Source organism: Endozoicomonas sp. 8E, from assembly GCF_032883915.1.
Classification (GTDB): Bacteria; Pseudomonadota; Gammaproteobacteria; order Pseudomonadales; family Endozoicomonadaceae; genus Endozoicomonas_A.
Genome location: NZ_CP120717.1, coordinates 6610867 through 6633330, shown reverse-complemented (window position 1 = coordinate 6633330; position 22464 = coordinate 6610867). Strand labels below are relative to the sequence as shown.

General features: G+C 50.1%; 31 protein-coding genes. 23 read left to right on the top strand and 8 right to left on the bottom strand.

Annotated features, from left to right (window positions below; genetic code table 11):
- Nucleotide 1 precedes the first annotated feature (1 nt).
- The 21 genes from rpsC (at nt 2) to rplQ (ending at nt 10536) form a co-directional block, all read left to right on the top strand.
- A complete protein-coding gene (gene rpsC / locus P6910_RS23485) occupies nt 2-703 on the top strand; it encodes a 30S ribosomal protein S3 (RefSeq protein ID WP_252177325.1) in 702 nt (233 codons plus the stop codon).
- Between the two features lie 11 nt (nt 704-714).
- On the top strand, nt 715-1128 hold the full coding sequence (gene rplP / locus P6910_RS23480; RefSeq protein ID WP_034841748.1) for a 50S ribosomal protein L16: 414 nt from the start codon (nt 715-717) through the stop codon (nt 1126-1128).
- The gene (gene rpmC / locus P6910_RS23475; RefSeq protein ID WP_252177324.1) at nt 1128-1319 is read left to right on the top strand and encodes a 50S ribosomal protein L29; all 192 of its coding nucleotides are present in this window, start codon (nt 1128-1130) and stop codon (nt 1317-1319) included. Before rplP ends, rpmC begins: the two co-directional genes overlap by 1 nt.
- A gap of 2 nt (nt 1320-1321) precedes the next feature.
- On the top strand, nt 1322-1585 hold the full coding sequence (rpsQ, locus tag P6910_RS23470; RefSeq protein WP_034841753.1) for a 30S ribosomal protein S17: 264 nt from the start codon (nt 1322-1324) through the stop codon (nt 1583-1585).
- Nucleotides 1586-1689: 104 nt separating this feature from the next.
- On the top strand, nt 1690-2058 hold the full coding sequence (rplN, locus tag P6910_RS23465; protein ID WP_062268071.1) for a 50S ribosomal protein L14: 369 nt from the start codon (nt 1690-1692) through the stop codon (nt 2056-2058).
- Between the two features lie 11 nt (nt 2059-2069).
- On the top strand, nt 2070-2387 hold the full coding sequence (rplX, locus tag P6910_RS23460; RefSeq protein WP_257253580.1) for a 50S ribosomal protein L24: 318 nt from the start codon (nt 2070-2072) through the stop codon (nt 2385-2387).
- A gap of 11 nt (nt 2388-2398) precedes the next feature.
- Nucleotides 2399-2938 (top strand): 50S ribosomal protein L5, encoded by a 540-nt coding sequence (rplE, locus tag P6910_RS23455; protein ID WP_257253585.1) that lies wholly within the window; start codon nt 2399-2401, stop codon nt 2936-2938.
- A 15-nt stretch (nt 2939-2953) separates the two neighbouring features.
- Nucleotides 2954-3259: a 30S ribosomal protein S14 gene (gene rpsN, locus P6910_RS23450; RefSeq protein ID WP_317143669.1), complete on the top strand. Its 306-nt coding sequence runs from the start codon at nt 2954-2956 to the stop codon at nt 3257-3259.
- 29 nt (nt 3260-3288) lie between these two features.
- On the top strand, nt 3289-3681 hold the full coding sequence (rpsH, locus tag P6910_RS23445) for a 30S ribosomal protein S8 (protein WP_317143668.1): 393 nt from the start codon (nt 3289-3291) through the stop codon (nt 3679-3681).
- 12 nt (nt 3682-3693) lie between these two features.
- Nucleotides 3694-4227 (top strand): 50S ribosomal protein L6, encoded by a 534-nt coding sequence (gene rplF, locus P6910_RS23440; RefSeq protein ID WP_317143667.1) that lies wholly within the window; start codon nt 3694-3696, stop codon nt 4225-4227.
- Between the two features lie 12 nt (nt 4228-4239).
- Nucleotides 4240-4590, top strand: a complete 351-nt coding sequence (gene rplR / locus P6910_RS23435) for a 50S ribosomal protein L18 (RefSeq protein WP_257253596.1) — start codon at nt 4240-4242, stop codon at nt 4588-4590.
- 11 nt (nt 4591-4601) lie between these two features.
- A complete protein-coding gene (rpsE, locus tag P6910_RS23430) occupies nt 4602-5114 on the top strand; it encodes a 30S ribosomal protein S5 (RefSeq protein WP_252177316.1) in 513 nt (170 codons plus the stop codon).
- A 3-nt stretch (nt 5115-5117) separates the two neighbouring features.
- Complete coding sequence (gene rpmD / locus P6910_RS23425; protein ID WP_317143666.1) at nt 5118-5300, top strand: 50S ribosomal protein L30; 183 nt, start codon at nt 5118-5120, stop codon at nt 5298-5300.
- 1 nt (nt 5301) lies between these two features.
- Complete coding sequence (gene rplO, locus P6910_RS23420) at nt 5302-5736, top strand: 50S ribosomal protein L15 (RefSeq protein WP_317143665.1); 435 nt, start codon at nt 5302-5304, stop codon at nt 5734-5736.
- A complete protein-coding gene (gene secY, locus P6910_RS23415; RefSeq protein WP_317143664.1) occupies nt 5737-7062 on the top strand; it encodes a preprotein translocase subunit SecY in 1326 nt (441 codons plus the stop codon).
- Nucleotides 7063-7111: 49 nt separating this feature from the next.
- Complete coding sequence (gene rpmJ, locus P6910_RS23410) at nt 7112-7225, top strand: 50S ribosomal protein L36 (protein ID WP_079253874.1); 114 nt, start codon at nt 7112-7114, stop codon at nt 7223-7225.
- A gap of 382 nt (nt 7226-7607) precedes the next feature.
- On the top strand, nt 7608-7964 hold the full coding sequence (rpsM, locus tag P6910_RS23405) for a 30S ribosomal protein S13 (protein WP_317143663.1): 357 nt from the start codon (nt 7608-7610) through the stop codon (nt 7962-7964).
- A gap of 52 nt (nt 7965-8016) precedes the next feature.
- Nucleotides 8017-8406: a 30S ribosomal protein S11 gene (gene rpsK, locus P6910_RS23400; RefSeq protein WP_034841784.1), complete on the top strand. Its 390-nt coding sequence runs from the start codon at nt 8017-8019 to the stop codon at nt 8404-8406.
- Between the two features lie 16 nt (nt 8407-8422).
- Nucleotides 8423-9043, top strand: a complete 621-nt coding sequence (gene rpsD, locus P6910_RS23395) for a 30S ribosomal protein S4 (protein WP_257254923.1) — start codon at nt 8423-8425, stop codon at nt 9041-9043.
- 31 nt (nt 9044-9074) lie between these two features.
- Nucleotides 9075-10076: a DNA-directed RNA polymerase subunit alpha gene (locus P6910_RS23390; protein ID WP_317143662.1), complete on the top strand. Its 1002-nt coding sequence runs from the start codon at nt 9075-9077 to the stop codon at nt 10074-10076.
- 73 nt (nt 10077-10149) lie between these two features.
- A complete protein-coding gene (rplQ, locus tag P6910_RS23385) occupies nt 10150-10536 on the top strand; it encodes a 50S ribosomal protein L17 (RefSeq protein WP_317143661.1) in 387 nt (128 codons plus the stop codon).
- 5 nt (nt 10537-10541) lie between these two features.
- Here rplQ and P6910_RS23380 read toward each other — a convergent pair whose 3' ends face one another.
- The 3 genes from P6910_RS23380 to uvrA all read right to left on the bottom strand — a co-directional run bounded on the left by P6910_RS23380 (nt 10542) and on the right by uvrA (nt 14893).
- Nucleotides 10542-10766 carry a hypothetical protein gene (locus P6910_RS23380; RefSeq protein WP_317143660.1) on the bottom strand — a complete coding sequence of 75 codons (225 nt, stop codon included), beginning with the start codon at nt 10764-10766 and terminating at the stop codon, nt 10542-10544.
- A 505-nt stretch (nt 10767-11271) separates the two neighbouring features.
- Nucleotides 11272-11715, bottom strand: coding sequence for a polymer-forming cytoskeletal protein (locus P6910_RS23375; protein ID WP_317143659.1), 444 nt, complete (start codon nt 11713-11715; stop codon nt 11272-11274).
- A gap of 343 nt (nt 11716-12058) precedes the next feature.
- A complete protein-coding gene (gene uvrA / locus P6910_RS23370; protein WP_317143658.1) occupies nt 12059-14893 on the bottom strand; it encodes an excinuclease ABC subunit UvrA in 2835 nt (944 codons plus the stop codon).
- A gap of 289 nt (nt 14894-15182) precedes the next feature.
- On the opposite strand from uvrA, the gene P6910_RS23365 reads away from it, so the two are divergent.
- Nucleotides 15183-15902, top strand: coding sequence for a riboflavin synthase subunit alpha (locus P6910_RS23365; RefSeq protein ID WP_317143657.1), 720 nt, complete (start codon nt 15183-15185; stop codon nt 15900-15902).
- Between the two features lie 223 nt (nt 15903-16125).
- Here P6910_RS23365 and P6910_RS23360 read toward each other — a convergent pair whose 3' ends face one another.
- From P6910_RS23360 to P6910_RS23345, 4 genes are all read right to left on the bottom strand, one after another.
- A complete protein-coding gene (locus tag P6910_RS23360; RefSeq protein WP_317143656.1) occupies nt 16126-16992 on the bottom strand; it encodes an amino acid ABC transporter ATP-binding protein in 867 nt (288 codons plus the stop codon).
- Nucleotides 16985-17650 (bottom strand): ABC transporter permease subunit, encoded by a 666-nt coding sequence (locus tag P6910_RS23355; RefSeq protein WP_317143655.1) that lies wholly within the window; start codon nt 17648-17650, stop codon nt 16985-16987. Before P6910_RS23355 ends, P6910_RS23360 begins: the two co-directional genes overlap by 8 nt.
- A 15-nt stretch (nt 17651-17665) precedes the next feature.
- Nucleotides 17666-18307: an amino acid ABC transporter permease gene (locus P6910_RS23350; protein ID WP_317143654.1), complete on the bottom strand. Its 642-nt coding sequence runs from the start codon at nt 18305-18307 to the stop codon at nt 17666-17668.
- Nucleotides 18308-18416: 109 nt separating this feature from the next.
- On the bottom strand, nt 18417-19229 hold the full coding sequence (locus tag P6910_RS23345; protein ID WP_317143653.1) for a transporter substrate-binding domain-containing protein: 813 nt from the start codon (nt 19227-19229) through the stop codon (nt 18417-18419).
- Nucleotides 19230-19445: 216 nt separating this feature from the next.
- Between P6910_RS23345 and P6910_RS23340 the strand changes: the two genes are divergently transcribed.
- On the top strand, nt 19446-20966 hold the full coding sequence (locus P6910_RS23340) for a PLP-dependent aminotransferase family protein (protein WP_317143652.1): 1521 nt from the start codon (nt 19446-19448) through the stop codon (nt 20964-20966).
- 72 nt (nt 20967-21038) lie between these two features.
- Here P6910_RS23340 and P6910_RS23335 read toward each other — a convergent pair whose 3' ends face one another.
- A complete protein-coding gene (locus tag P6910_RS23335; protein WP_317143651.1) occupies nt 21039-22352 on the bottom strand; it encodes an aspartate aminotransferase family protein in 1314 nt (437 codons plus the stop codon).
- Nucleotides 22353-22464: the final 112 nt, after the last annotated feature.

The following is a 22464-nucleotide window of genomic DNA, read 5'->3' as shown; positions in this document are numbered from 1 at the left end:
CATGGGTCAGAAAGTACATCCAAATGGGATCCGACTGGGCATCGTAAAGCCCCACAGGTCTGTATGGTTTGCTGAAGGTCAGCAATACGCTGACAAGCTGATTACCGATCTGGAAGTCCGTGATTTCCTGCAGAAGAAGCTGAAAAATGCTTCCGTAAGCCGCATCGACATCCAGCGTCCTGCTCAAAGCGCTCGCGTTACCATCTTTACTGCCCGTCCAGGCATCGTAATTGGTAAAAAAGGCGAAGACGTTGAGAAGCTGCGCCAGGCTGTTACCAAAATGATGGGCGTACCTGTTCACATCAACATTGAAGAAGTTCGCAAGCCCGAACTGGACGCAATGCTGGTTGCACAGTCCATTGCTGGTCAGCTGGAACGTCGTGTCATGTTCCGTCGTGCCATGAAGCGTTCTGTACAGAATGCTATGCGTTTGGGCGCGAAGGGCATCAAGGTGCAAATCAGTGGTCGTCTTGGCGGTGCTGAAATTGCCCGTACCGAATGGTACCGTGAGGGTCGCGTACCTCTGCACACTCTGCGTGCAGACATCGATTACGCAACTTATGAAGCCCTGACTACCTACGGTATCTTGGGCGTTAAAGTATGGATCTTCAAAGGCGAAGTGATTGGCGGAATGGCAGCTGAAGCTGAAAAGCAGCCTAAAGAGCCAGCCAAACGTCCTAAGAAGAGACAGGCTAAGAAGTAAGGAGCGCGGTAATGTTACAGCCAAAGCGTACGAAATTTCGTAAGCAGCAAAAGGGTCGCAATCGCGGCCTGGCACACCGCGGCTCCACTGTTAGCTTCGGTGAATACGCATTGAAAGCAACAGGCCGTGGACGCATAACTGCTCGTCAGATCGAAGCAGCACGTCGTGCCATGACCCGTCACATCAAGCGTGGTGGTAAAATCTGGATTCGCGTCTTCCCTGACAAGCCGATCTCCAAGAAACCTCTTGAGGTTCGTATGGGTAAAGGTAAGGGTAGTGTCGAGTACTGGGTAGCACAGATCCAGCCGGGTCGTGTCCTGTACGAAATGGAAGGTGTGTCCGAAGAGCTGGCTCGCGAGGCATTTGCCCTGGCTGCAGCCAAGCTGCCAGTGGAAACTGCCTTCGTTAAGCGGAGCGTGATGTGATGAAAGCTGCTGAATTGCGTGAAAAAACGGTTGAACAGCTCAATGAAGAGCTGGTCACACTGCTGCGGGACCAGTTTAACTACCGCATGCAGAAAGCGACGGGTCAGCTGAGTCAGACTCATCTGCTGAAGCAGACCCGACGCGACATCGCCCGTATTAAGACGGCGTTGAATGAGAAGGCAGGTATTTAACAATGGCTGAAGACAAGAAAGTCCGTACTCTGACCGGTAAGGTTGTGAGTGACAAGATGGACAAGACCGTCACCGTTCTTATTGAGCGCCGTGTTAAACATCCGCTCTACGGTAAGATCGTTAAGCGGTCAACCAAGTTGCACGCTCACGACGAAAACAATGATTGCCGTATGGGCGACATTGTCACCATCAAGGAAACACGTCCTTTGTCTAAGTCCAAGACATTTGAACTGGTTTCCATTGATGAGCGTGCTACTCAAATATAAGGCCACGGTGCCCTGGGTCTGAGTAGAAGTGGCTGACCTTGTGGTCAGCCTGTTGTACAACGACCGGCGGGTACCCGTCTGCAGTTTGGGCTTGGAGAATAAGCATGATCCAGACAGAATCTCAACTCGAAGTAGCCGATAACTCCGGCGCTCGTCGAGTACAGTGTATCAAGGTGTTGGGTGGATCCCACCGCCGCTACGCCCACATTGGCGACATCATCAAAGTCACCGTTAAGGAAGCGATTCCCCGCGGTAAGGTCAAGAAAGGCCAGGTGATGAACGCCGTTGTCGTGCGTACTAAAAAAGGCGTTCGTCGTCCAGACGGTTCCGTAATCCGCTTCGATGGCAATGCTGCCGTTCTGCTGAACGCAAGCAATCAGCCAATCGGTACCCGTATCTTTGGGCCAGTGACTCGTGAACTGCGTGGTGAGCAGTTTATGAAGATCATTTCCCTGGCACCAGAAGTACTGTAAGGGAGCAGGAAATGAAAAAGATCCGTCGTGACGACGAAGTAATCGTCATTGCTGGCAAGGACAAAGGTAAGCGCGGAAAAGTGCAGACCGTTCGTGCCGATGGCAAACTGATTGTTTCTGGTATCAACATGATCAAGAAGCATCAGAAGCCTAACCCGACACTGGGCACCCCTGGTGGCATCGTTGAAAAAGAAGCCCCTATTCAGGCTTCCAACGTTGCAATCCTGAACACAGAAACCGACAAGGCTGACCGTGTTGGCATTGCTATCTCTGAAGATGGCAAGAAACAGCGCGTGTTCAAGTCTACCGGTCAACCGGTTGACGCGTAAGGGGTGGCATAATGGCAAACTTCAAGACTAAATATCGTGAAGAGATCCTGCCCAAGCTCAGAGAAGAGCTGGGCGTGAGCAACGTTCACGAAGTTCCTCGTATCACCAAAATCACCCTGAACATGGGTGTGGGTGAGGCGATCGGTGACAAGAAAGTCATCGAAAACGCTGTTGCTGACATGGAGAAAATCGCCGGTCAGAAAGCAGTCGTTACCAAGGCGCGTAAATCCGTTGCAGGCTTCAAGGTTCGTGAAGGCTGGCCAATCGGTGTTAAAGTGACCCTGCGTGACGAACGTATGTACGAATTCCTGGAGCGTCTGGTTGACATTGCTCTGCCTCGTGTTCGTGACTTCCGTGGTATCAGCCCGAAGTCTTTCGACGGCCGTGGCAACTACAGCATGGGTGTCAAAGAGCAGATCATTTTCCCGGAAATCGATTACGATAAAGTCGACGCTCTGCGTGGTCTGGATATTACCCTGACTACCACAGCCAAGACTGACGACGAAGGCCGTGCACTGCTGAAAGCCTTCAACTTCCCGTTCCGTAACTGATTAAGGTACGAGCCCATGGCAAAAGTATCCATGAAGCAGCGGGAGTTGAAGCGTCAGCGCACCGTTGCCAAGTATGCAGAGAAGCGCGCTGCGCTGAAAGCAATCATCATCAGTCCTGACAGCTCAGAAGACGAGAAGTGGGACGCTCAGATAGCACTGCAGAAGCAGCCACGTGATGCCAGTTCATCACGTCTGCGTAACCGCTGCCGTGTAACAGGTCGCCCTCATGGCTACCTGCGTAAATTCGGTCTGAGCCGCATCAAGCTGCGCGAAGCAGCCATGCGTGGTGATGTTCCAGGTCTGGTTAAGGCCAGCTGGTAAGCGCGATTGATCTTCTGGAGAGTTAGATAATGAGTATGCAGGACCCGTTAGCAGATATGCTAACTCGTATCCGTAATGCCCAAATGGCAGAACATGCATCTGTCGAAATGCCGTCTTCCAAGGTTAAGGCCGCTGTGGCCAAAGTCCTGAAGGAACAAGGTTATATTACTGATGCACGTGTAGAAGGCAAAGTTCAGAAAACTCTGATCATTGACCTGAAATACTATGAAGGCAAACCTGTCATCGAAAACCTGAAGCGCGCCAGCCGTCCGGGTCTTCGTTCCTACGCAGGTAAAGAAGGTCTGCCTAAAGTCAAAGGCGGTCTTGGTATTGCCATCGTTTCTACCAACAAAGGTGTAATGACCGATCGTGCTGCCCGTGCAGCCGGTGTTGGTGGCGAAATTCTTTGCACCGTATTCTAAGGGAGGGGTGAGATGTCTCGAGTAGCAAAAAGCCCTGTAGAAATCCCTGCCGGTGTTGAGATCAAGTTGAATGGTCAGCACATCGCCATCAAGGGTGGTAAAGGTCAACTGGAGTTGAGCATTCACTCCAACGTTGAAGTAAAGCAGGAAGAAAATGTCCTGACTTTCGAAGCCCGTGACGGTGCCAAGCACTCTCGTGCACTGGCTGGTACTACCCGCGCGCTGGTTAACAACATGGTTACCGGTGTGACCGCTGGTTTCGAAAAGAAACTGCAGCTGGTGGGTGTAGGTTATCGTGCGCAGGCCAAGGGCAAGAGCCTGAATCTGAACCTTGGCTTCTCTCATCCGGTTGACTACAGTTTGCCGGAAGGCGTTACTGCGGAAACTCCAAGCCAGACCGAAATCCTGATCAAGGGTATCGACAAGCAGCTGGTTGGACAGGTTGCAGCGGAAATCCGCGAATTCCGTCGCCCAGAGCCATACAAAGGCAAGGGTGTCCGCTACGCAGACGAACACGTTCGTCGTAAAGAAGCCAAGAAAAAGTAAGGTAGGGTGATCATGATTGATAAAAATTCTGCTCGCCTGCGTCGTGCCCGCCGTGCACGGATGAAGATGCGTGAACTGGGCGCTAACCGTCTGAGCGTTCATCGCACACCGCGTCATATTTATGCGCAGGTGGTTGCCCCTGAGGGTGACAAGGTGCTGGCCTCTGCCTCCACCGTTGAGAAGGAGCTGCGTGGCGAAGCTACCGGTAACGTTGAAGCTGCTAAAAAAGTGGGCGCTCTGATTGCTGAGCGTGCTAAAGCTGCTGGTGTTGCCAAGGTCGCTTTCGACCGCTCCGGTTTTAAGTATCACGGTCGTGTTAAGGCTCTCGCCGATGCAGCCCGTGAAGCCGGTCTGGAATTCTGAGGGTAGGCATCATGGCGAAAGATGAGCGTAAACCGCAAAACAATGACGAAGGCCTGATCGAAAAGCTGGTGCAGGTTAACCGTGTAGCCAAAGTGGTGAAAGGTGGCCGTATCTTCGGTTTCACAGCCCTCACTGTTGTTGGTGATGGTAAAGGTAAAGTAGGCTTCGGTCGTGGCAAAGCGCGTGAAGTGCCAGTCGCTATCCAGAAGGCTATGGAAGCTGCCCGTCGCAACATGATTCAGGTAGATCTGAACGGTGACACCCTGCAGTACCCTGTTAAAGCCCGTCACGGTGCTTCCAAGGTTTACATGCAGCCTGCTTCTGCGGGTACTGGTGTTATTGCCGGTGGTGCAATGCGTGCTGTTCTGGAAGTAGCTGGCGTACACAACGTACTGGCCAAGTGCTACGGTTCCACCAACCCTGTGAACGTTGTTAACGCAACTTTCAAGGGTCTGCGCGACATGCGTTCTCCTGATGACATTGCTGCCAAGCGTGGCAAGTCTGTTGAAGACATTCTGGGGTAAGTCATGGCTGAGAAGATCAAAGTGACGCTCTTAAAGAGCACTAACGGTCGCCTCGAAAGCCACAAGGCTTGCGTCCGTGGCCTGGGTCTGCGTCGCATCAACCACACGGTTGAGGTGGAAGATACTCCTTCCGTTCGCGGCATGATCAACAAGGTATCTTACCTCGTTAAGGTCGAAGGAGAATAACATGCGTCTGAATACTCTGAGTCCTGCTGAAGGCAGTCGTAAAGAGCGTAAGCGCGTTGGTCGTGGTATCGGTTCCGGTCTGGGTAAGACGGGTGGCCGTGGTCACAAGGGTCAGAAGTCACGTTCCGGTGGTTCTGTAAGACCAGGTTTTGAAGGCGGTCAGCAGCCACTGCAACGCCGTCTGCCCAAGTACGGTTTTACTTCCCGCAAGGCGCGTTTCACTGCTGAAATTCGTCTGCATGAGCTGGCCAAGGTTGAATCCGAAGTGATCGACCTGGCGGCTCTGAAGGCTGCAGACCTTATCAACGGTAGCATCCTGCGAGCGAAAGTGATACTGTCCGGCGAACTGAACAAGGCCGTAACACTAAAAGGTCTGGCAGCTACCAAAGGCGCTCGCGCCGCGATCGAAGCTGCTGGTGGTAAGATCGAGGACTAAATGGCTAAGACACTACCTGTTGGGAATCAAAGCGGTTTGGGCGAGTTAATCTCTCGTCTCAAATTCGTATTTCTGGCGATCCTGGTATATCGGATCGGTGCTCATATTCCTGTGCCTGGCATCAATCCTGATGCTCTGGCTCGGATGTTTCAACAAAATGAAGGGACCATTCTTGGCCTGTTCAACATGTTCTCCGGTGGTGCACTGGAGCGTATGTCGGTGCTGGCACTGGGAATCATGCCCTACATTTCGGCGTCCATCATCATTCAGTTGATGACCGTGGTCAGCCCACAGTTGGAACAGCTCAAGAAGGAAGGTGAATCGGGTCGACGCAAGATCAGTCAGTATACCCGCTACCTGACAGTGTTGCTGGCGTTCGTCCAGGGTACCGGCATGACCGTGGGTCTTGCTAACCAGGGCGTGGCGTTCAATCCTGATATCAGCTTCTATGTAGTCGCTGTAGTCACTTTCGTAACCGGTGCTGTCTTTATGATGTGGCTGGGTGAACAGGTGACTGAACGCGGGATTGGTAACGGCATCTCTATCCTGATTTTTGCAGGTATTGTCGCTGGTCTGCCTAGTGCGATCGGGCGGTCATTTGAGTCCGCCCGTCAGGGTGACATCAATATTCTGGCATTGCTCGCAATTGCTCTGCTGGCCATTGCCATTATCGCGTTCGTGGTATTCATCGAACGCGGTCAGCGCCGTATAACTGTTAATTACGCCAAGCGTCAGCAAGGTCGTAAAGTGTTTGCGGCACAGAGCAGCCATTTGCCCCTGAAAGTAAATATGGCCGGTGTTATCCCTGCCATCTTTGCTTCCAGTCTACTGCTTTTCCCTGCGTCCATTGCACAATGGTTTGGTCAGGGAGAAGGCTGGGAATGGCTCCAGGATATCGCACTGGCACTGGGTCCGGGTCAGCCGCTGAACATAGTTCTGTTCTCGGCAGGTATCATCTTTTTCTGCTTCTTCTACACTGCGCTGGTCTTCAACCCGAAGGACGTAGCAGACAACCTGAAGAAGTCGGGCGCATTCATCCCGGGTATTCGTCCTGGTGAACAGTCTGCCCGTTACATTGATGGTGTCCTGACTCGTTTGACCATGTTTGGCGCTATCTATATGACAGCAGTATGTCTGCTGCCACAGTTTCTGGTAGTTTCGGCTAACGTGCCTTTCTATCTGGGTGGCACCAGTCTGCTGATCGTAGTAGTGGTCGTCATGGATACCATGGCTCAGGTGCAGTCACACCTGATGTCACATCAGTACGAGTCACTGCTGAAGAAATCCAATCTTAAGGGCTATGGTGGTGGTGGCCTGATCCGCTAACACCGGTTCTGCAACGAATGCCACTAGCTCTGAAATGGTGGAGTGAATAATGAAAGTACGTGCATCGGTTAAGAAAATCTGCCGTAACTGCAAGATTATCAAGCGCAAGGGCACTGTTCGTGTGATCTGCGTTGAGCCACGTCACAAGCAGCGTCAAGGTTGATTGTGTGCATGAGGTCTTTCGGGTTTTCCCGGGCTGTTATGGCTTGACCTCATAGGGCTACAGATAAATACAACCGTTCATGAGCATCATGAGCGGTTGTATTTTGTCGTTGGTGGGATTAAAATTTCCGCTTTTCGACCTGTTAGTTGTGTAAGCATCTAACAATGGATTGGACGGGCATGCCTCATCGCATTCTCGACAGTATCTTCAGGTGCTGATCCGGTCCGTGTTATCTGCCTATAGATAGCGAAGTAGATAAACATCGCATGACTGGCTGCAAAGTTGGTTGATAAGTCTACAGGCGAAATAACCGTGAACTCAAAATGTCCCTGTCTGTCCAGGCAAGGATGAACTCACGGAGAAAACAAACGGAGACGATTGAATGGCCCGTATTGCTGGCGTCAACATTCCGGATAACAAACATGCTGTTATCTCGTTGACCTACATATTCGGCATCGGCAAGACCACAGCCAAAAAGCTGTGTGAGACCACTGGCGTTAAGCCAGAAGCCAAAATCGCTGAACTGAGCGAAGAGCAACTGGAGTCCCTGCGTGGTGAAATCGCCAAGCTGGACGTTGAAGGTGACCTGCGTCGTGAAATCAGCATGAACATCAAGCGCCTCATGGACCTGGGTTGCTACCGTGGTATCCGCCACCGTCGCAGTCTGCCGGTTCGTGGTCAGCGTTCCAAGACGAATGCTCGCACCCGTAAGGGTCCTCGCAAGCCTATTCGTAAGTAAGTATCAATTAAGAATGGTTATACCGTTCTTATGAAACAGGATTTATTCTGATATGGCAAAGCCAGGTACTCGTTCACGTAAGAAGGTTAAAAAGCAGGTTGTTGACGGTGTTGCTCACATCCACGCTTCTTTTAACAACACTATCGTGACCATTACCGATCGTCAGGGCAACGCTCTGGCCTGGGCCACAGCCGGCGGTTCCGGTTTTCGTGGTTCTCGTAAGAGCACGCCGTTCGCAGCCCAGGTTGCTGCTGAGCGTGCAGGTCAGGCTGCCGCTGAATACGGTCTGAAGAATCTGGATGTCTGCGTGAAAGGACCTGGTCCTGGCCGCGAATCCGCTGTACGCGCACTGAACGCTTGTGGTTACAAGATCACTAACATCACTGATGTTACCCCGATCCCCCACAACGGTTGTCGTCCGCCTAAAAAGCGTCGTGTATAAGCAGGAGTCGGTATAAATGGCTAGATATATTGGTCCAAAGTGCAAACTGTCTCGTCGTGAAGGCACCGATCTCTTTCTGAAGAGTGGTGTTCGTGCACTCGAGTCAAAGTGCAAAGCAGAAATTGCTCCAGGTCAGCACGGTCAGCGTCGTGGCCGTCTTTCTGACTACGGTGTACAGCTTCGTGAAAAGCAGAAAGTTCGCCGTATCTACGGCGTACTGGAGAAGCAGTTCCGTAACTACTACAAGGCCGCTGATCGCAAGAAAGGTGCAACGGGTGCAAACCTCTTGCAACTGCTTGAGTCTCGCCTTGATAATGTAGTTTACCGCATGGGATTCGGTTCCACCCGTGCCGAAGCACGTCAGCTGGTAAGCCACAAAGCCATCCTGGTGAATGGGAAGACTGTAAACATTCCTTCCTACCAGGTTCAGCCTGGCGATGTTGTCGCCATCCGCGAAAAGGCTAAAAACCAGCTGCGTATCAACGCAGCCCTTGAACTGGCCGCTCAGCGTGGGTTCTCAACCTGGGTTGAGGTTGATGCCAGCAAGAAGGAAGGTACCTTCAAGGTGCTGCCCGAGCGGAGTGACCTGTCAGCCGACATCAACGAAAACTTGATCGTCGAGCTGTACTCCAAGTAAGGGATAGACAGTTAGGTGGGGTGTAACATCCATGCAGAATTCGGTTACTGAATTTCTTACTCCTAGACACATTGATGTCGAGGAAATTAGCCTGACGCGCGCTAAGGTAACTCTGGAACCGCTTGAGCGTGGTTTTGGACATACCTTGGGCAATGCTCTGCGTCGTATCCTTCTCTCTTCAATGCCCGGCTGTGCCGTGACAGAAGTTGAGATTGACGGCGTACAGCATGAATACAGTGCGATTGAAGGTGTTCAGGAAGATGTTATAGACATCCTGCTGAACCTCAAAGGTCTTGCCATTCGCATGACCGGCCGTGACGAAGCAACACTGAGCCTGACCAAGAAAGGTGCTGGCCCGGTGACTGCTGCGGATATCCAGTTGGACCACGATGTTGAAATCGTTAACCCGGATCATGTGATCGCCAACCTGAATGAGAAAGGCGACCTGAACATGCAGCTGAGAATAGCTCGTGGCCGTGGTTATGAGTCTGCTGACAGCCGTCATCAGGATGAAGAAGAGACCCGTGCTATTGGCCGTCTGCAACTGGATGCCACCTATAGCCCTGTTTACCGCGTCTCCTATGTCGTTGAAAGCGCTCGTGTCGAGCAGCGTACCGACCTGGACAAGCTGGTTCTTGATCTGGAAACCGACGGTACTCTGGACCCGGATGAAGCCATCCGACGTGCTGCAACCATTCTGCAGCAGCAGCTGGCTGTATTCGTTGATCTTGAAGGTGAGCCTGAGCCAGAGCCAGTGAAGGAAGAGGATGAAGTTGATCCTATCCTGCTGCGCCCTGTGGATGATCTCGAACTGACTGTTCGTAGTGCTAACTGTCTGAAGGCAGAAAACATCTACTACATCGGTGACCTGATTCAGCGCACTGAGGTTGAACTGCTCAAGACCCCGAACCTGGGTAAGAAGTCCCTGACCGAGATCAAGGACGTTCTGGCCTCCCGCGGTCTGAGCCTGGGTATGCGTCTCGACAACTGGCCGCCGGCCAGCCTGAAGGGCGACGACAAGATTTCTGCTTAAGCAGCCATTGGCTTTTTCACTCACTCCAAAAGAGTGGGTGCAAGGCAAATGGTAGAATGAGGAAGTTTGTGCCATGCGTCATCGTAAGAGTGGCCGCAAGCTCAACCGGAACAGTTCACATCGCAAGGCGATGTTCAAGAATATGACTGCTTCCCTGGTAGAGCACGAAGTAATCAAAACAACACTGCCTAAGGCTAAAGAGCTGCGCCGTGTTGCAGAACCGCTGATCACCTTGGCTAAGGAAGACAGCGTAGCCAACCGTCGTCTGGCGTTTGATCGTCTCCGTAACAAAGAGACTGTTGGCAAGCTGTTCTCCGAACTGGGCCCTCGCTTCAAAGAGCGTCCAGGCGGCTATATTCGCATCCTGAAGTGCGGATTCCGTAAGGGTGACAATGCGCCTATGGCTATCGTTGAGTTGCTGGATCGTCCAGCTGCTGAAGCTGAAGCTACTGAAGAGTAAGTTTCTTACTCCTTCAAAAAAAACCGGACCTTGTGTCCGGTTTTTTTTGAGGTTTCCAGTGCAATCAGGAAGGGTGAGCTAAGAACCCCCTCTTCCAGATTCACGCGCATGAGTCTTTTTCTGGTGGCTATGGGGCGCTCGATGCCGGTATCGGTGTGGAGTATTCTGGTGATCACGGATGCCATGGTGGCTCCCATGATGGTGACTATCCTGTTCTTTATTCCGGTCATAGGGCTCTACGGGTCTACTATTCTGAAACGATAGCGCAAGCCTTTGAACGATTTTTTTCGTGGTGATTTTTGGTGTGATTGTAGTGGCAGGATTTCTGGTTTCACAGTCAATAAAATAAAAAACCAGGTTCTCTCAAACTTGGCTTTAGATATTGGTAGGCTACATCAAGTGTTATGATTTTTATTCTTGGTTCCTTGTATCATTTTTTCTTATTGTGAAATTGTTCTTATTGTGTATTTGCCTTGCTCCTGTGGTTCATACTATACGTAATAACGCCTACAAGAGAATTGATCTGGATCAATAATTTTCTTTTCGAGTAAGTATATTTCCATAAAAGTTGGTTCGAACCTCGAATTTAAGCTGTTGATATGGCTCGACACCGCAAGCATCAGGCGTCTCTAAAAGGCTGCAAAATAAACAGGTGGTATTCATTGCAATAACGTATGAGCCTGACCCACCGGTTATTCATAAAGAGGAAAGAGTGACCTCTTTCCTCTCGGAAGGTCAGGTAGATCCAAGTTGCTTGACCTTGGCTTCTTTTTCTTCTTCAGAGGGATTGGGCAACAGTTCGCCACTTTTGTGCATACGTTCCATCTTGCCATTGATGGCAGCTCCGGCCGCGATTTCCATCACATCGTAATATACGTTGCCTTCCACGTGGGCCTCAGCCGATAGTTCCAGCTTATCAGTAGCATAAACGTCGCCAGTTACACGACCATTGATGACTATATGGGCAGCAGTAATATTACCCTCTACACGACTGCCGGCAATCAGTTGAAGTTTGCCATCGTTAGAGCTGACATTGCCCTTGATCTTACCTTCAACATGAACGATGCCACGGAAACGGATGTCTCCTTCAACTTCTGTGCCCGCAGCTATCAGAGTGATGGTGTCATCATTTCTGGTACTGCTGACCAAGCTGTTTTCTGAGCTGTTCTTGCCCCACATAGTGAACTCCTTAGAGTGCTTAACCCGAGATGCCCGAAACGAAAGAAAAAGTGGTATGCGTCCAGTTGACTGAAAACGGCAGACCCCTTTTTCAAGGCAAAACTTCAAGGAGAGAATCATCCTTCATTGCGCCGTCAGCTTCAATCTGTAAACGCTATTGATATCTGAAAGAGTGCTCCCACCGAATCCGGCGGGAGTGTATTCCATTAGCCCGCCAGGAGCCTGACCAATTTGCTGCCGCCGCACGACTGCATGGATGCAGGAGCTAGAGCAACGCAGGAGCAGTTGCCGCGTAGGGCAGTCTATTCTCGGTCAGGCTCCTAGGGCTGATATTGGTTCTCTGTTAGTGATCAGGCGAGTTTAGCATCGGCTTAAGGAAGCGACCGGTATGGGAAAATTCATTGTCCGCCACAACTTCAGGTGTGCCCTCGGCAATGATCTGACCACCACCATCACCTCCCTCGGGTCCCAGGTCGACGATCCAGTCTGCTGTTTTGATGACATCCAGATTGTGCTCAATCACCACCACGGTATTCCCGCGATCTCTGAGCCTGTGCAACACTGCCAGCAGCTGTTCAATATCGTGGAAGTGCAGACCTGTAGTTGGCTCATCAAGAATGTACAGGGTCTTGCCGGTATCCCTTTTGGAAAGTTCCTTGGCCAGTTTCACGCGCTGCGCCTCACCGCCGGAGAGTGTGGTCGCGTTCTGTCCCAGATGAATATACGACAAACCAACATCCATCAGAGTTTGCAGTTTACGTTTAACGGCAGGAATCGGTTCAAAGTATTCCAGAGCTTCTTCGACGGTCATTTCCAGAACTTCATGAATATTCTTGCCTTTGTATTTAACGTCCAGTGTTTCACGGTTATATCGCTTGCCCTTACAGACGTCACAGGGCACATAAATGTCAGGCAGGAAATGCATCTCTACCTTTATGACACCGTCGCCCTGACAGGCTTCACAGCGACCCCCTTTAACGTTAAAGCTGAAACGTCCGGGTTTGTAACCACGGGAGCGGGCTTCCTGGGTTCCGGCAAACAGTTCACGAATCGCGGTAAAAATGCCTGTGTAAGTAGCAGGGTTAGACCTTGGAGTCCGACCAATAGGGCTCTGGTCAATGTCGATGCATTTATCGAAGTGGTCCAGACCGCTGATTTTTTTGTGCTTTGATGCCGTTAGAGTAGTGGCAGCATTCAAGACCTGGGCAGCAATAGGGTAAAGTGTACTGTTGATGAGGGTAGACTTTCCTGAGCCGGAAACGCCTGTTACACAGGTCATTAGCCCCACCGGGATTTCAAGGGTGACATTTTTCAGGTTGTTGCCAGTGCAGCCTGTGAGTTTAAGTCGCTTCTTTTTATCCACTGGCGTACGCTGTTCAGGTATTGCGATTTCTTTAGTGCCAGTCAAATATTGGCCGGTGACCGACTTTTCGTTGTCCATAATCTGGGCAGGTGTGCCCTGGGCAATAATTTCACCGCCATGAACCCCGGCACCCGGACCGATATCAATCACGTGGTCGGCAGTGCGAATGGCGTCCTCGTCATGTTCCACGACAATCACTGTATTACCCAGGTCGCGGAGACGGGTCAGTGTATTCAGGAGTCGTTCGTTATCTCGCTGGTGCAAACCAATACTGGGCTCGTCCAGAATATACATAACGCCCACCAGGCCAGCACCAATCTGACTGGCCAGTCGAATGCGCTGGGCTTCACCTCCTGAGAGGGTATCCGCACTGCGATCAAGTGTCAGGTAATTAAGACCCACGTTCACCAGAAAGCTCAGACGATCACAGATCTCTTTCAGGATTTTTTCAGCAATCTCACCCTTTTGGCCGGGCAGGCTGAGTTGTTCGAAATAAGCAAGTGCACGTTCTACCGGCAGTTTCACCAGGTCGGGCAGTGTTTCATCTTCGATAAAGACATGTCTTGATTCCTGACGGAGACGTGTGCCTTTACAGCTTGGACAGTGCTGGGTACTCAAATACTTGGAAAGCTCTTCACGCACAGACTGGGATTCTGTCTCACGGAAGCGGCGTTCAAAGTTGGGGATAATGCCTTCAAAACGATGGCGCTTTTTATAAACATCGCCCCGATCGTTCACGTAACTGAAATCAATCTGCTCTTCGCCGGAGCCATGAAGAATAATCGTCTGTTGCTCCGCAGTAAGATCATCAAAAGCGGTATCAATATCAAAGCTGAAGTGAGCAGCCAGTGACTTCAACAGGTGAAAGTAATAGACGCTGCGGCGATCCCAGCCACGAATGGCGCCTTCCGCCAGAGTTAATTCCGGGTGCTGGACAATACGGTCTTCATCAAAAAATTGCTTGACCCCAAGACCATCACAGGTGGGACAGGCTCCCGCCGGGTTATTGAACGAGAACATGCGGGGCTCCAGTTCATTGATACTGTAGCCACAGGATGGGCAGGCAAATCGGGCAGAATAAACAATGTCCTGCTCCTCAGCGTCCATAAAGCTGACTGCTGCCAGCCCGTCGGTCAGCTCCAGAGCTGTTTCGAAAGATTCTGCCAGACGCAACTGCAAGTCTTCTCTTACCTTGAAGCGATCAACCACCACTTCGATAGTGTGCTTCTTCTTTTTGTCCAGCTCGGGCGGGTTGTCGAGGTCGGTGACAATGCCATCAATGCGGGCGCGAATAAAACCCTGGGCTCTCAGTTCACTGAAGACATGGAGGTGTTCACCTTTCCGATCCCGGACCACAGGTGCCAGCAGCATCAGTTTGGTACCTTCTGGCAATGCCAGTACCTGATCCACCATCTGGCTGACGGTCTGAGCTTCCAGGGGTAATTGATGTTCAGGACACCGGGGTGTACCGGTTCTGGCAAACAGCAATCGAAGATAGTCGTATATTTCAGTAATGGTGCCGACTGTCGAGCGAGGGTTATGGCTGGTGGACTTCTGCTCAATGGAAATGGCAGGAGACAAACCCTCAATGTGGTCGACATCCGGCTTTTCCATCATCGAGAGAAACTGTCGTGCATAGGCCGACAGAGATTCCACATAGCGACGCTGACCCTCGGCATAAAGGGTATCGAAGGCCAGGGACGACTTTCCCGATCCGGACAGACCGGTAATGACAATCAGGCTGTCCCGGGGCATATCGAGATCGATGTTCTTCAGGTTATGGGTTCTTGCACCCCTTACGGTGATTGTGTCCAAAGCCAGTCCCTCAGTACCATCTGTCAGGCAAAGGAGCAATTATATAGGCTTTACTTCCGCAAACCCATGTTAAGTAACTGACCAGAGGGTTTCGCCTGTCTGGAAGGTGGCTTTTTCCATCCTTGCGCGTTTTAAGCAAAGCACTTTAATCCGAAATCGTGAGATATTTTGGGTGCAGATATTAAAATACAGTATATATTGTCCGCCTGAGGAAACATCGTCGAAGATCCTGCTGACAATCCCTACACGTATACCTTGTCACTAATTCGAAAGTAATGGAGCAAATAGAATGTTTACAGGCATTGTTCAAGGCATGGCCAAAATTGGCCGTGTGGATGACCGCGATGGTATCCGAACCTTTGACATTGAGTTTCCAGAAGGCTTTTGCCAAGGGTTGAATATAGGGGCCAGTGTTTCGGTGGACGGCGTTTGTCTCACGGTAACAGAAATTATCAGTCCGACTCTCGCCAGATTTGATGTCATTTTGCAAAGCTTACGTGTAACGACATTAGGACATCATGTCAGTGGCCAGGCCGTAAATGTCGAGCGAGCAGCAATGGATGGGGCAGAAATTGGCGGACACCCTCTGTCTGGACACATCGACTTTCGGGCACAGATTCTTGAAGTTGAAGAGATCGAGGGAAACTGCCGTATGCGGTTTGCATACAGCAATGAATGGGGGCAATACATTTTCCCTAAAGGGTATATAGCGATTAACGGTTGCAGCTTAACCTTATCGGATGTCGACAAGAAGAAAGATTGTTTTGAGGTCTGGCTGATTCCCGAGACCCGAAGAGTTACAACGTTCAATGCTAAAAAAGCGGGTGACTGGGTCAACATTGAAATTGAACGTGGCACGCAGGTGATCGTCGACACCATTAAAGACACGCTCGAAAAGCAACTGGGCGCTCTTTACCCTTTACTGGAAGCATTGATGGAAGAAAAAAATATTAATTTAACAGAGTCACTGACCACGACCCTCGCGCAAACAGATCACGTCCGGCGCTGATCCGGCTCACCTTTACCCAGAAGGGCCTTCACAGGTGGCTGCAATAATGACTTGAGGTTATAGACTATGTCGGGGCTCGGTTCTAAAGGCTTTTTGGGTTTATCATCAGGGAATGCATTCCCATGTTGCGACCCACAGGGCCTGAAAGCATGGGAGTCAGAGATTTGCAGCAGCCATAGAGCCCTGCAATGTAGGGCTTTATGTTGTCACTGCTCAAGCTTAGTCAGGCGCCATCGAGCTTCAAAAACTGTCTTACCCGAGGTGAATCCGGATTAGTAAAGAACTTCTCTGGTGGACATTTTTCAATCAGAATACCTTTCTCCAGGAACACCACCTGGCTTGAAACGTTTCTGGCAAACTCCATTTCGTGTGTGACCACCACCATGGTGTAACCCTCTTTTGATAAGGTCTGCATCACGGTCAGAACCTCATCAACCAATTCAGGATCAAGGGCTGAGGTGGGTTCATCAAACAACAATACCTCTGGTTCCATAGCCAGGGCACGTGCGATAGCGACCCTCTGTTTTTGACCGCCCGACAGCATACTTGGATAGCTGTCGAGTTTATGGGACATACCAACCTTTTCTAACTGCACTCTGGCGATTTTTTCCGCCTCTGCTTTTGGCATTTTTTTAACATGTAACAGGGCTTCCATGACATTCTTGAGCACAGTGAGATGAGGCCAGAGATTGAAGCTTTGAAACACCATGCCGATACGCTCGCGAATCCTGGCGAGCTCTTTGTATTTGAGTGGTTTCTTGGTAACGGGATTGATACCTATGCGCTCATCACCCAAATGAATGCTGCCTCGTTCCGGTTGTTCAAGCCAGTTCATACAGCGAAGCAGGGTGGACTTACCTGAACCGGAAGAACCCAGAATACTGACAACGTCGCCCTTTTTGATGGTGAGGTTAATGTCTCTTAGCACCTCGATGCCATCAAACTGTTTGGACAGGTTCACTACCTTTACAATATCCCGGGCATTGGATTCTGTTTGTGGATATTGGACAGGCAGTTCTACCACAGGTGCGCTCCCCTGAGCGGTTTTCGGGGTTTCAACTGGCTTGGTGAGAATCTTTTCATTAAGCATGGCTTAGCCCTCTATCCTGAACTTTATTAAGTGTGATTTTGCTGACCTGTTCGATGGCGATACTGATAATCCAGTACAGAACGATAGCCACAATAAATGCGTTAAGCGGAATAAAGTAGGTCGATTGAATACTGTTAGCGGCCGCTGTGATCTCACCAACGGTAATAATGCACAGAAAGGCGGTGTCTTTCAGGCAGATGATCAGCTGATTGGCAATGAGCGGGACGGATCGAAACAACACATTGGGCATGATAATGCGGGTAAAGGTCTTGAATCTGGAGAAGCCACAAGCCTGGGCTGCTTCCGTCAAGCCTGAATCCAGCCCCTTGCGAATACCTCTGAAGATCTCGCAGAAATAGGTGCCATGATAAAGGCATAAAGAGATCAGGCCGGCAGTAAAGGCATCCATGCGGATTCCGATCTGTGGCAACCCGTAGTACAACAGGTAAGCCAGAATCAGGAAGGGCAGGGTGCGCATCATATTGATGATCAGTATTACGCTGCTTTTAACACCTTTTGAGCCATTTTCGAGGGTGTAGAGCAGGCTCACACCCAGGATGAAACTTGCGATTGATCCGGCAAAAAACAGTACAAAGGTATTACCAAAACCTGAAATAAAGATGTCTCTTTGCTGCCAGATTATTTCCCATTCAGCCATGATTACTCCTTATTATCAGCCAGCCAGATAGTTAGCCTTTTTCTCGGCCATTTGTTGTAATTTGATCAGCACGCCTATGATGCACATGTAAAGAACGCCGGCACACAGGATAGGAAGCAGGGGTTCATAGGTGACGGCTGCGATTCGGTTGGTAACACGAGTCAGATCAACAACGCCAATCACGGCAATCGCCGGGCTGCCTTTGATTAAGAAAGACATCTCGTTGACCAGTGCGGGCAGGCTCATGACCACCATTTGAGGGAACATGATGCGTCTAAAGTAGGTCATTCGTCGCATACCCAGGGCTTCAGCGGCTTCTTTCTGTCCGCCAGAGAAGTTAAGGAATGCATTTCTCCAGATCTCGGCATTAAATGCTGAGGTATTCAGGGTTAAACACAAGATGGCCGAGAAGTGTTTATCGAGATTAATACCAAAAGATGGAAAAGAGAGGAAGATGAACAAGGCTAATGTAACCAGTGGTGTGGCTCTGGCCCAGCTGACATAAACTCCTAATACCTGATCGATGATCGGTAATTTGGCCATGCGAATAAGCGCTATCACGAGCCCGATAACCACCCCCAGGGCGATGGATACCATTGATATCCATGCAGTGGTCCACGCTCCCTGAAGCAATTGCATCCATCCGTAGTAATCCATAGTTACCTACCTGTCTGCAGCAGTATTGACGTTGATTTTTCAAGTAAGACCAGGGTGATAGGAGTAGTCATTTTTGAGCCCTGGTCATTACTGGGTTATGAAGAGTGCTTTACTGTACTGCAGTCAATTTATGGTACTGTTTAACTGAAACGATGGCGTTGGTTGGTAGTTCATCAAAGGATTCACCGAACCATTTTTCCTGCAGCTCAGCCATGCGACCTGTCTCTTTCAAGTGTGCAAAGAAGTCAGTCAGGTAGGCCAGCAGTTCAGGGCTGTCTTTAGGTACAGGCCAGCTTACAAAGCCGGGGCCAGATACAGCTTCACCTTTCTTGAAAACCTTGGGCTTGGTTTTTACCAACTCATTTATATTGACGATACTGTTGATCACGTAATCGATGCGACCATTTGCCAGGTCGGCGTAGGCTTCTGGGTATGATTGATACTCAACCACTTTTCCTAGTTTCTTATCCTGGGCTTCAAGCATGGTTTTCAATTCGGGGAGCCTTTCCAGTAGTGCGCTGCCTGCCTGCAAGCCAACTGTTTTTCCATCCAGATCTGCAATCGTGTTTACGCTGTCGTCTTTTGCCCGGGCGACGAAATAGTGCTGTGCGGAGGCGATGGGGGGGGTGAAATCGAATACTTTGAGGCGAGCGTCAGTAATGATCGCACCGGTAAGGGCAAGGTCATACTGACCTGCGGAAACGGATGCCAGAAGGCCTGTCCAGGGCAGAATCTCTTGCTTCACTTTAAAGTCGGAGTAGTCGCGAAGCTCATCCAGAAGATCTTTGTTTATCCCGGTTGGCTTGCCTTTATCGATAAAGTTGAACGGAGAGTAGTTATCCTCTGTCGCAACCTTTATTCCCTTGCTGGCAAAAGATGGCGACTCATCGGCAACAACCATACTGGACATGCCTAAAGTCATTGTTGCTGCAGCAACGGCTACCCATTTTCTAAGTTTTATTCCATGTCTCATAATTCGTTACTTGCTGTGATTTGTAAACGCCTTCACTTTAGAGATGAGATAGATAGTTGGGTTAGAGCCAATTTTCCCTGCTGATTGGGACAGTAGTTAGAATATAAGTTAAATACGACTAATTTAGTATATTGGCTTGCTTTTTGCTGTTGTTAATCGAATGCAATGAATAAAAATATCCAAAAGGTTGAATCCATGGGGATAAATTACAGCTGTTTCATTGAGTTTGATTCGAAGAGAAGTTTGCAGGAACAGGTAAGAGAATATCTTGTTAAGGCAATACTCGAAGGTGTGTTCTCTGCCGATGAAGCGCTGCCTTCCTGCCGAATGCTTTCAAGTCAATTGAAGGTGTCACGCAATACTGTGTCACTGGTTTATGAAGGATTGTCAGATGACGGTTACCTGACAAGTAAGCCAAGAAGTGGTTATTACCTGTCGGAAAAATACTCCACCAGAGTTGAAGAGGTGGAGCAGGAGTTGAACCGTTTTGAGGCAGACAACCCTGCCAATGCCGCAAACTGGAGCCGTCGATTCAAGGTTTCTACAGATGCTTTCCCCCGAATAGTGAAACCCTCCCACTGGAGCTGTTATCAATATCCCTTTATCTATGGGCAGCCGAGTATTAATGATTTTCCTCTGGCACAGTGGCGAGAATCTACTCGTAAGGTGATTGCAGACCCGAAAGATCATAGCTGGCTGTGTGACAAAGTTGATAAGGATGTGGAGTTATTGGTAGAACAGATCCGGACCCGGGTACTTCCACAGCGGGGCATTCACGCCAGGAGCGATGAGATTCTCATTACCGTTGGCTCACAGAACGCGCTCTATTTGCTCTCCAAGATGTTAATGGATAAACACACTCGAGTGGGGGTAGAAAACCCTGGTTATAAAGAAGCTAACAATATTTTCAGGCTGGCTCGGGCACAGCTTCATCCGCATGCTGTTGACCAGAGCGGGCTGGTGCTTAACGAGCTGTCATCCAAGTGTGATTATTTCTATGTTACACCGAGTCACCAGGCTCCAACGGGCGTGACTATGAGTAAGCAACGCCGACATAACCTTTTGCAATTAGCGCAAAAGAGTGACGCGATCATCATAGAAGATGATTACGACTCAGACAGCAACTCCGAGTGGGACCCCTTGCCTGCACTCAAGGCATTGGATAAAGACAACCGTGTTGTCTATGTCAGCAGTTTTTCCAAGACATTGGCACCCGGTCTACGCCTCGGTTATATCGTTGCCCCGGAAGAGTTGATCTATGAGTTACGAACACTGCGTCGCTTAATGTATCGCCACCCGCCAAGCCGGGTGCAAATGGAAATGGCGCACTTTATCTCACAGGGTTATTACGACAGCTTCCTGCGGCGTTTCAAGGACAATACACGCCAGCGCTGGCACCAGATTAATGAAGCGGTTGAGCGCTATCTTCCCGATTGCAAACGATTGGCCAAGGGTAATTATTGCAATGCGTTGTGGTTAGAAACACCCGACCGGATAAGCAGTCAACGACTGGCGTCCAGAGCATCTCAACGGGGGGTTCTGATAGAAACGGGATATTCACATTTCATGGAGCAGCAACAAGCTAACCCTGAAACCAATAGTTTTTTCAGGCTTGGCTTTCATGCCATCGACAAGGCGCTCATTACCCCCGGAGTTGAACAACTGGCAAGAGCCCTGGAGGGTTAGGCTTTATCTAGATTTTTTCCTTTTTGAGGCGTCAACGCCAAGACGATTGTCCTGGCGTTTTTTGTTCAGGGTTTAATCAAAATCCGCGAGGACCTGACTAATAATGGCCACACCCTGGGCAATCTCATTGGGTTTGATGATAAGAGGCGGCGCTACGTGAATACGATTGTTCACTATAAAAGAAAGTAGGCCCTTGTCGGTTAGTTTGGTTTTAATGGAGGCCATTTTCTCATTGCTTAAAGGCTCTCGTGTTGTCCTGTCTTCGACCAGCTCCAGGGCCCAGAACATGCCTTTGCCACGGATGTCGCCAATGCTGTTGTGTTTTTCCATCAGGTCGATAAGTGCGGGTCCCAGAACCGTGTTTCCAACCTCATCAGCATAGCGAACAATGCCTTCCTCCTCCATCGCATCCAAGGTTGCGACAATGGCGGACATGGCCAGTGGATGGCCAGAATAGGTGAGGCCGCCCATAAAGAAGTTGCTCTTGAAATACTCGGATATTGGCTCGCTTACAACTACGCCGCCAGCTGGAACATAGCCAGAGTTAACTCCTTTGGCGAAGGTGATCAGATCGGGAATAACGTTAAAGTGCTCAAAGGCAAACCAGCGGCCGGTGCGACCAAATCCCACCATAACCTCGTCGAAGATCAGTTGTATACCATGTTCGGTGGCCAGATCTCTGACCCCTTGCAGATAGCCTTCCGGTGGTAGAAGAAAGCCTGCTGTGCCCGGGATTGTCTCCAGAAGAATAGCGGCAATGGAGTGTGGTCCTTCACATTCAATCACACGTTTCAGGTGCTGCAGAGCTCGCTCACACTCTTGTTCCTGAGTCTTTGCGTTGAACTCGGTGCGATAAAGATAAGGGTTAAAGAAGTGCACATGCCCACGGCTGTACTCATTGGGTACACGACGAAAATCACCTGTGGCAGCGATCGCTGAGCCGGTATTGCCATGGTATGAGCGGTAGGCAGAAAGTACCTTGTCACGACCGGTAAATTGTCTTGCCATGCGAATCGCATTTTCATTGGCATCAGCACCAGCGTTGGTAAAAAACACCTTATTGAAGTTAGCCGGTGCTCTATCCAGGATGCGCCTGGCTGCTTCACCCCGGGCAAGGTTTGCTGTTGCCGGAGCTACGGTCACCAGGGATTCAGCCTGGGCCTTGATGGCATCGATCACCTTTGGGTGCTGATGCCCAATATTGGTGTTCACCAACTGGCTACTAAAATCCAGATACTGCTTTCCTTCGAAATCCCAAAGGTTAGATCCCTGTGCACCGGCAATGGCTACCGGTGTTGCCGACTCTTGTACCGACCAAGAGTGGAATACGTGTTTATCCAATTCCAGAACATGATGATTTGATACATCTGATCCCAATACATCCATTTTCATTCTCCAGTGGGGTAAGTATACCAATCGAGCTTTCTAACTCCCTATCGCGCTGAAGATTTGAGCCTTAACCCTGCGTTGGCGATTGCCGCCTTGTCTTAAGGCTCAA

Coding starts and splice junctions, on each gene's coding strand:
- rpsC (WP_252177325.1), top strand. CDS start 2: ATGGGTCAGAAAGTACATCCAAATGGGATCCGACTGGGCATCGTAAAG.
- rplP (WP_034841748.1), top strand. CDS start 715: ATGTTACAGCCAAAGCGTACGAAATTTCGTAAGCAGCAAAAGGGTCGC.
- rpmC (WP_252177324.1), top strand. CDS start 1,128: ATGAAAGCTGCTGAATTGCGTGAAAAAACGGTTGAACAGCTCAATGAA.
- rpsQ (WP_034841753.1), top strand. CDS start 1,322: ATGGCTGAAGACAAGAAAGTCCGTACTCTGACCGGTAAGGTTGTGAGT.
- rplN (WP_062268071.1), top strand. CDS start 1,690: ATGATCCAGACAGAATCTCAACTCGAAGTAGCCGATAACTCCGGCGCT.
- rplX (WP_257253580.1), top strand. CDS start 2,070: ATGAAAAAGATCCGTCGTGACGACGAAGTAATCGTCATTGCTGGCAAG.
- rplE (WP_257253585.1), top strand. CDS start 2,399: ATGGCAAACTTCAAGACTAAATATCGTGAAGAGATCCTGCCCAAGCTC.
- rpsN (WP_317143669.1), top strand. CDS start 2,954: ATGGCAAAAGTATCCATGAAGCAGCGGGAGTTGAAGCGTCAGCGCACC.
- rpsH (WP_317143668.1), top strand. CDS start 3,289: ATGAGTATGCAGGACCCGTTAGCAGATATGCTAACTCGTATCCGTAAT.
- rplF (WP_317143667.1), top strand. CDS start 3,694: ATGTCTCGAGTAGCAAAAAGCCCTGTAGAAATCCCTGCCGGTGTTGAG.
- rplR (WP_257253596.1), top strand. CDS start 4,240: ATGATTGATAAAAATTCTGCTCGCCTGCGTCGTGCCCGCCGTGCACGG.
- rpsE (WP_252177316.1), top strand. CDS start 4,602: ATGGCGAAAGATGAGCGTAAACCGCAAAACAATGACGAAGGCCTGATC.
- rpmD (WP_317143666.1), top strand. CDS start 5,118: ATGGCTGAGAAGATCAAAGTGACGCTCTTAAAGAGCACTAACGGTCGC.
- rplO (WP_317143665.1), top strand. CDS start 5,302: ATGCGTCTGAATACTCTGAGTCCTGCTGAAGGCAGTCGTAAAGAGCGT.
- secY (WP_317143664.1), top strand. CDS start 5,737: ATGGCTAAGACACTACCTGTTGGGAATCAAAGCGGTTTGGGCGAGTTA.
- rpmJ (WP_079253874.1), top strand. CDS start 7,112: ATGAAAGTACGTGCATCGGTTAAGAAAATCTGCCGTAACTGCAAGATT.
- rpsM (WP_317143663.1), top strand. CDS start 7,608: ATGGCCCGTATTGCTGGCGTCAACATTCCGGATAACAAACATGCTGTT.
- rpsK (WP_034841784.1), top strand. CDS start 8,017: ATGGCAAAGCCAGGTACTCGTTCACGTAAGAAGGTTAAAAAGCAGGTT.
- rpsD (WP_257254923.1), top strand. CDS start 8,423: ATGGCTAGATATATTGGTCCAAAGTGCAAACTGTCTCGTCGTGAAGGC.
- P6910_RS23390 (WP_317143662.1), top strand. CDS start 9,075: ATGCAGAATTCGGTTACTGAATTTCTTACTCCTAGACACATTGATGTC.
- rplQ (WP_317143661.1), top strand. CDS start 10,150: ATGCGTCATCGTAAGAGTGGCCGCAAGCTCAACCGGAACAGTTCACAT.
- P6910_RS23380 (WP_317143660.1), bottom strand. CDS start 10,766: ATGACCGGAATAAAGAACAGGATAGTCACCATCATGGGAGCCACCATG.
- P6910_RS23375 (WP_317143659.1), bottom strand. CDS start 11,715: ATGTGGGGCAAGAACAGCTCAGAAAACAGCTTGGTCAGCAGTACCAGA.
- P6910_RS23365 (WP_317143657.1), top strand. CDS start 15,183: ATGTTTACAGGCATTGTTCAAGGCATGGCCAAAATTGGCCGTGTGGAT.
- P6910_RS23360 (WP_317143656.1), bottom strand. CDS start 16,992: ATGCTTAATGAAAAGATTCTCACCAAGCCAGTTGAAACCCCGAAAACC.
- P6910_RS23355 (WP_317143655.1), bottom strand. CDS start 17,650: ATGGCTGAATGGGAAATAATCTGGCAGCAAAGAGACATCTTTATTTCA.
- P6910_RS23350 (WP_317143654.1), bottom strand. CDS start 18,307: ATGGATTACTACGGATGGATGCAATTGCTTCAGGGAGCGTGGACCACT.
- P6910_RS23345 (WP_317143653.1), bottom strand. CDS start 19,229: ATGACTTTAGGCATGTCCAGTATGGTTGTTGCCGATGAGTCGCCATCT.
- P6910_RS23340 (WP_317143652.1), top strand. CDS start 19,446: ATGAATAAAAATATCCAAAAGGTTGAATCCATGGGGATAAATTACAGC.
- P6910_RS23335 (WP_317143651.1), bottom strand. CDS start 22,352: ATGGATGTATTGGGATCAGATGTATCAAATCATCATGTTCTGGAATTG.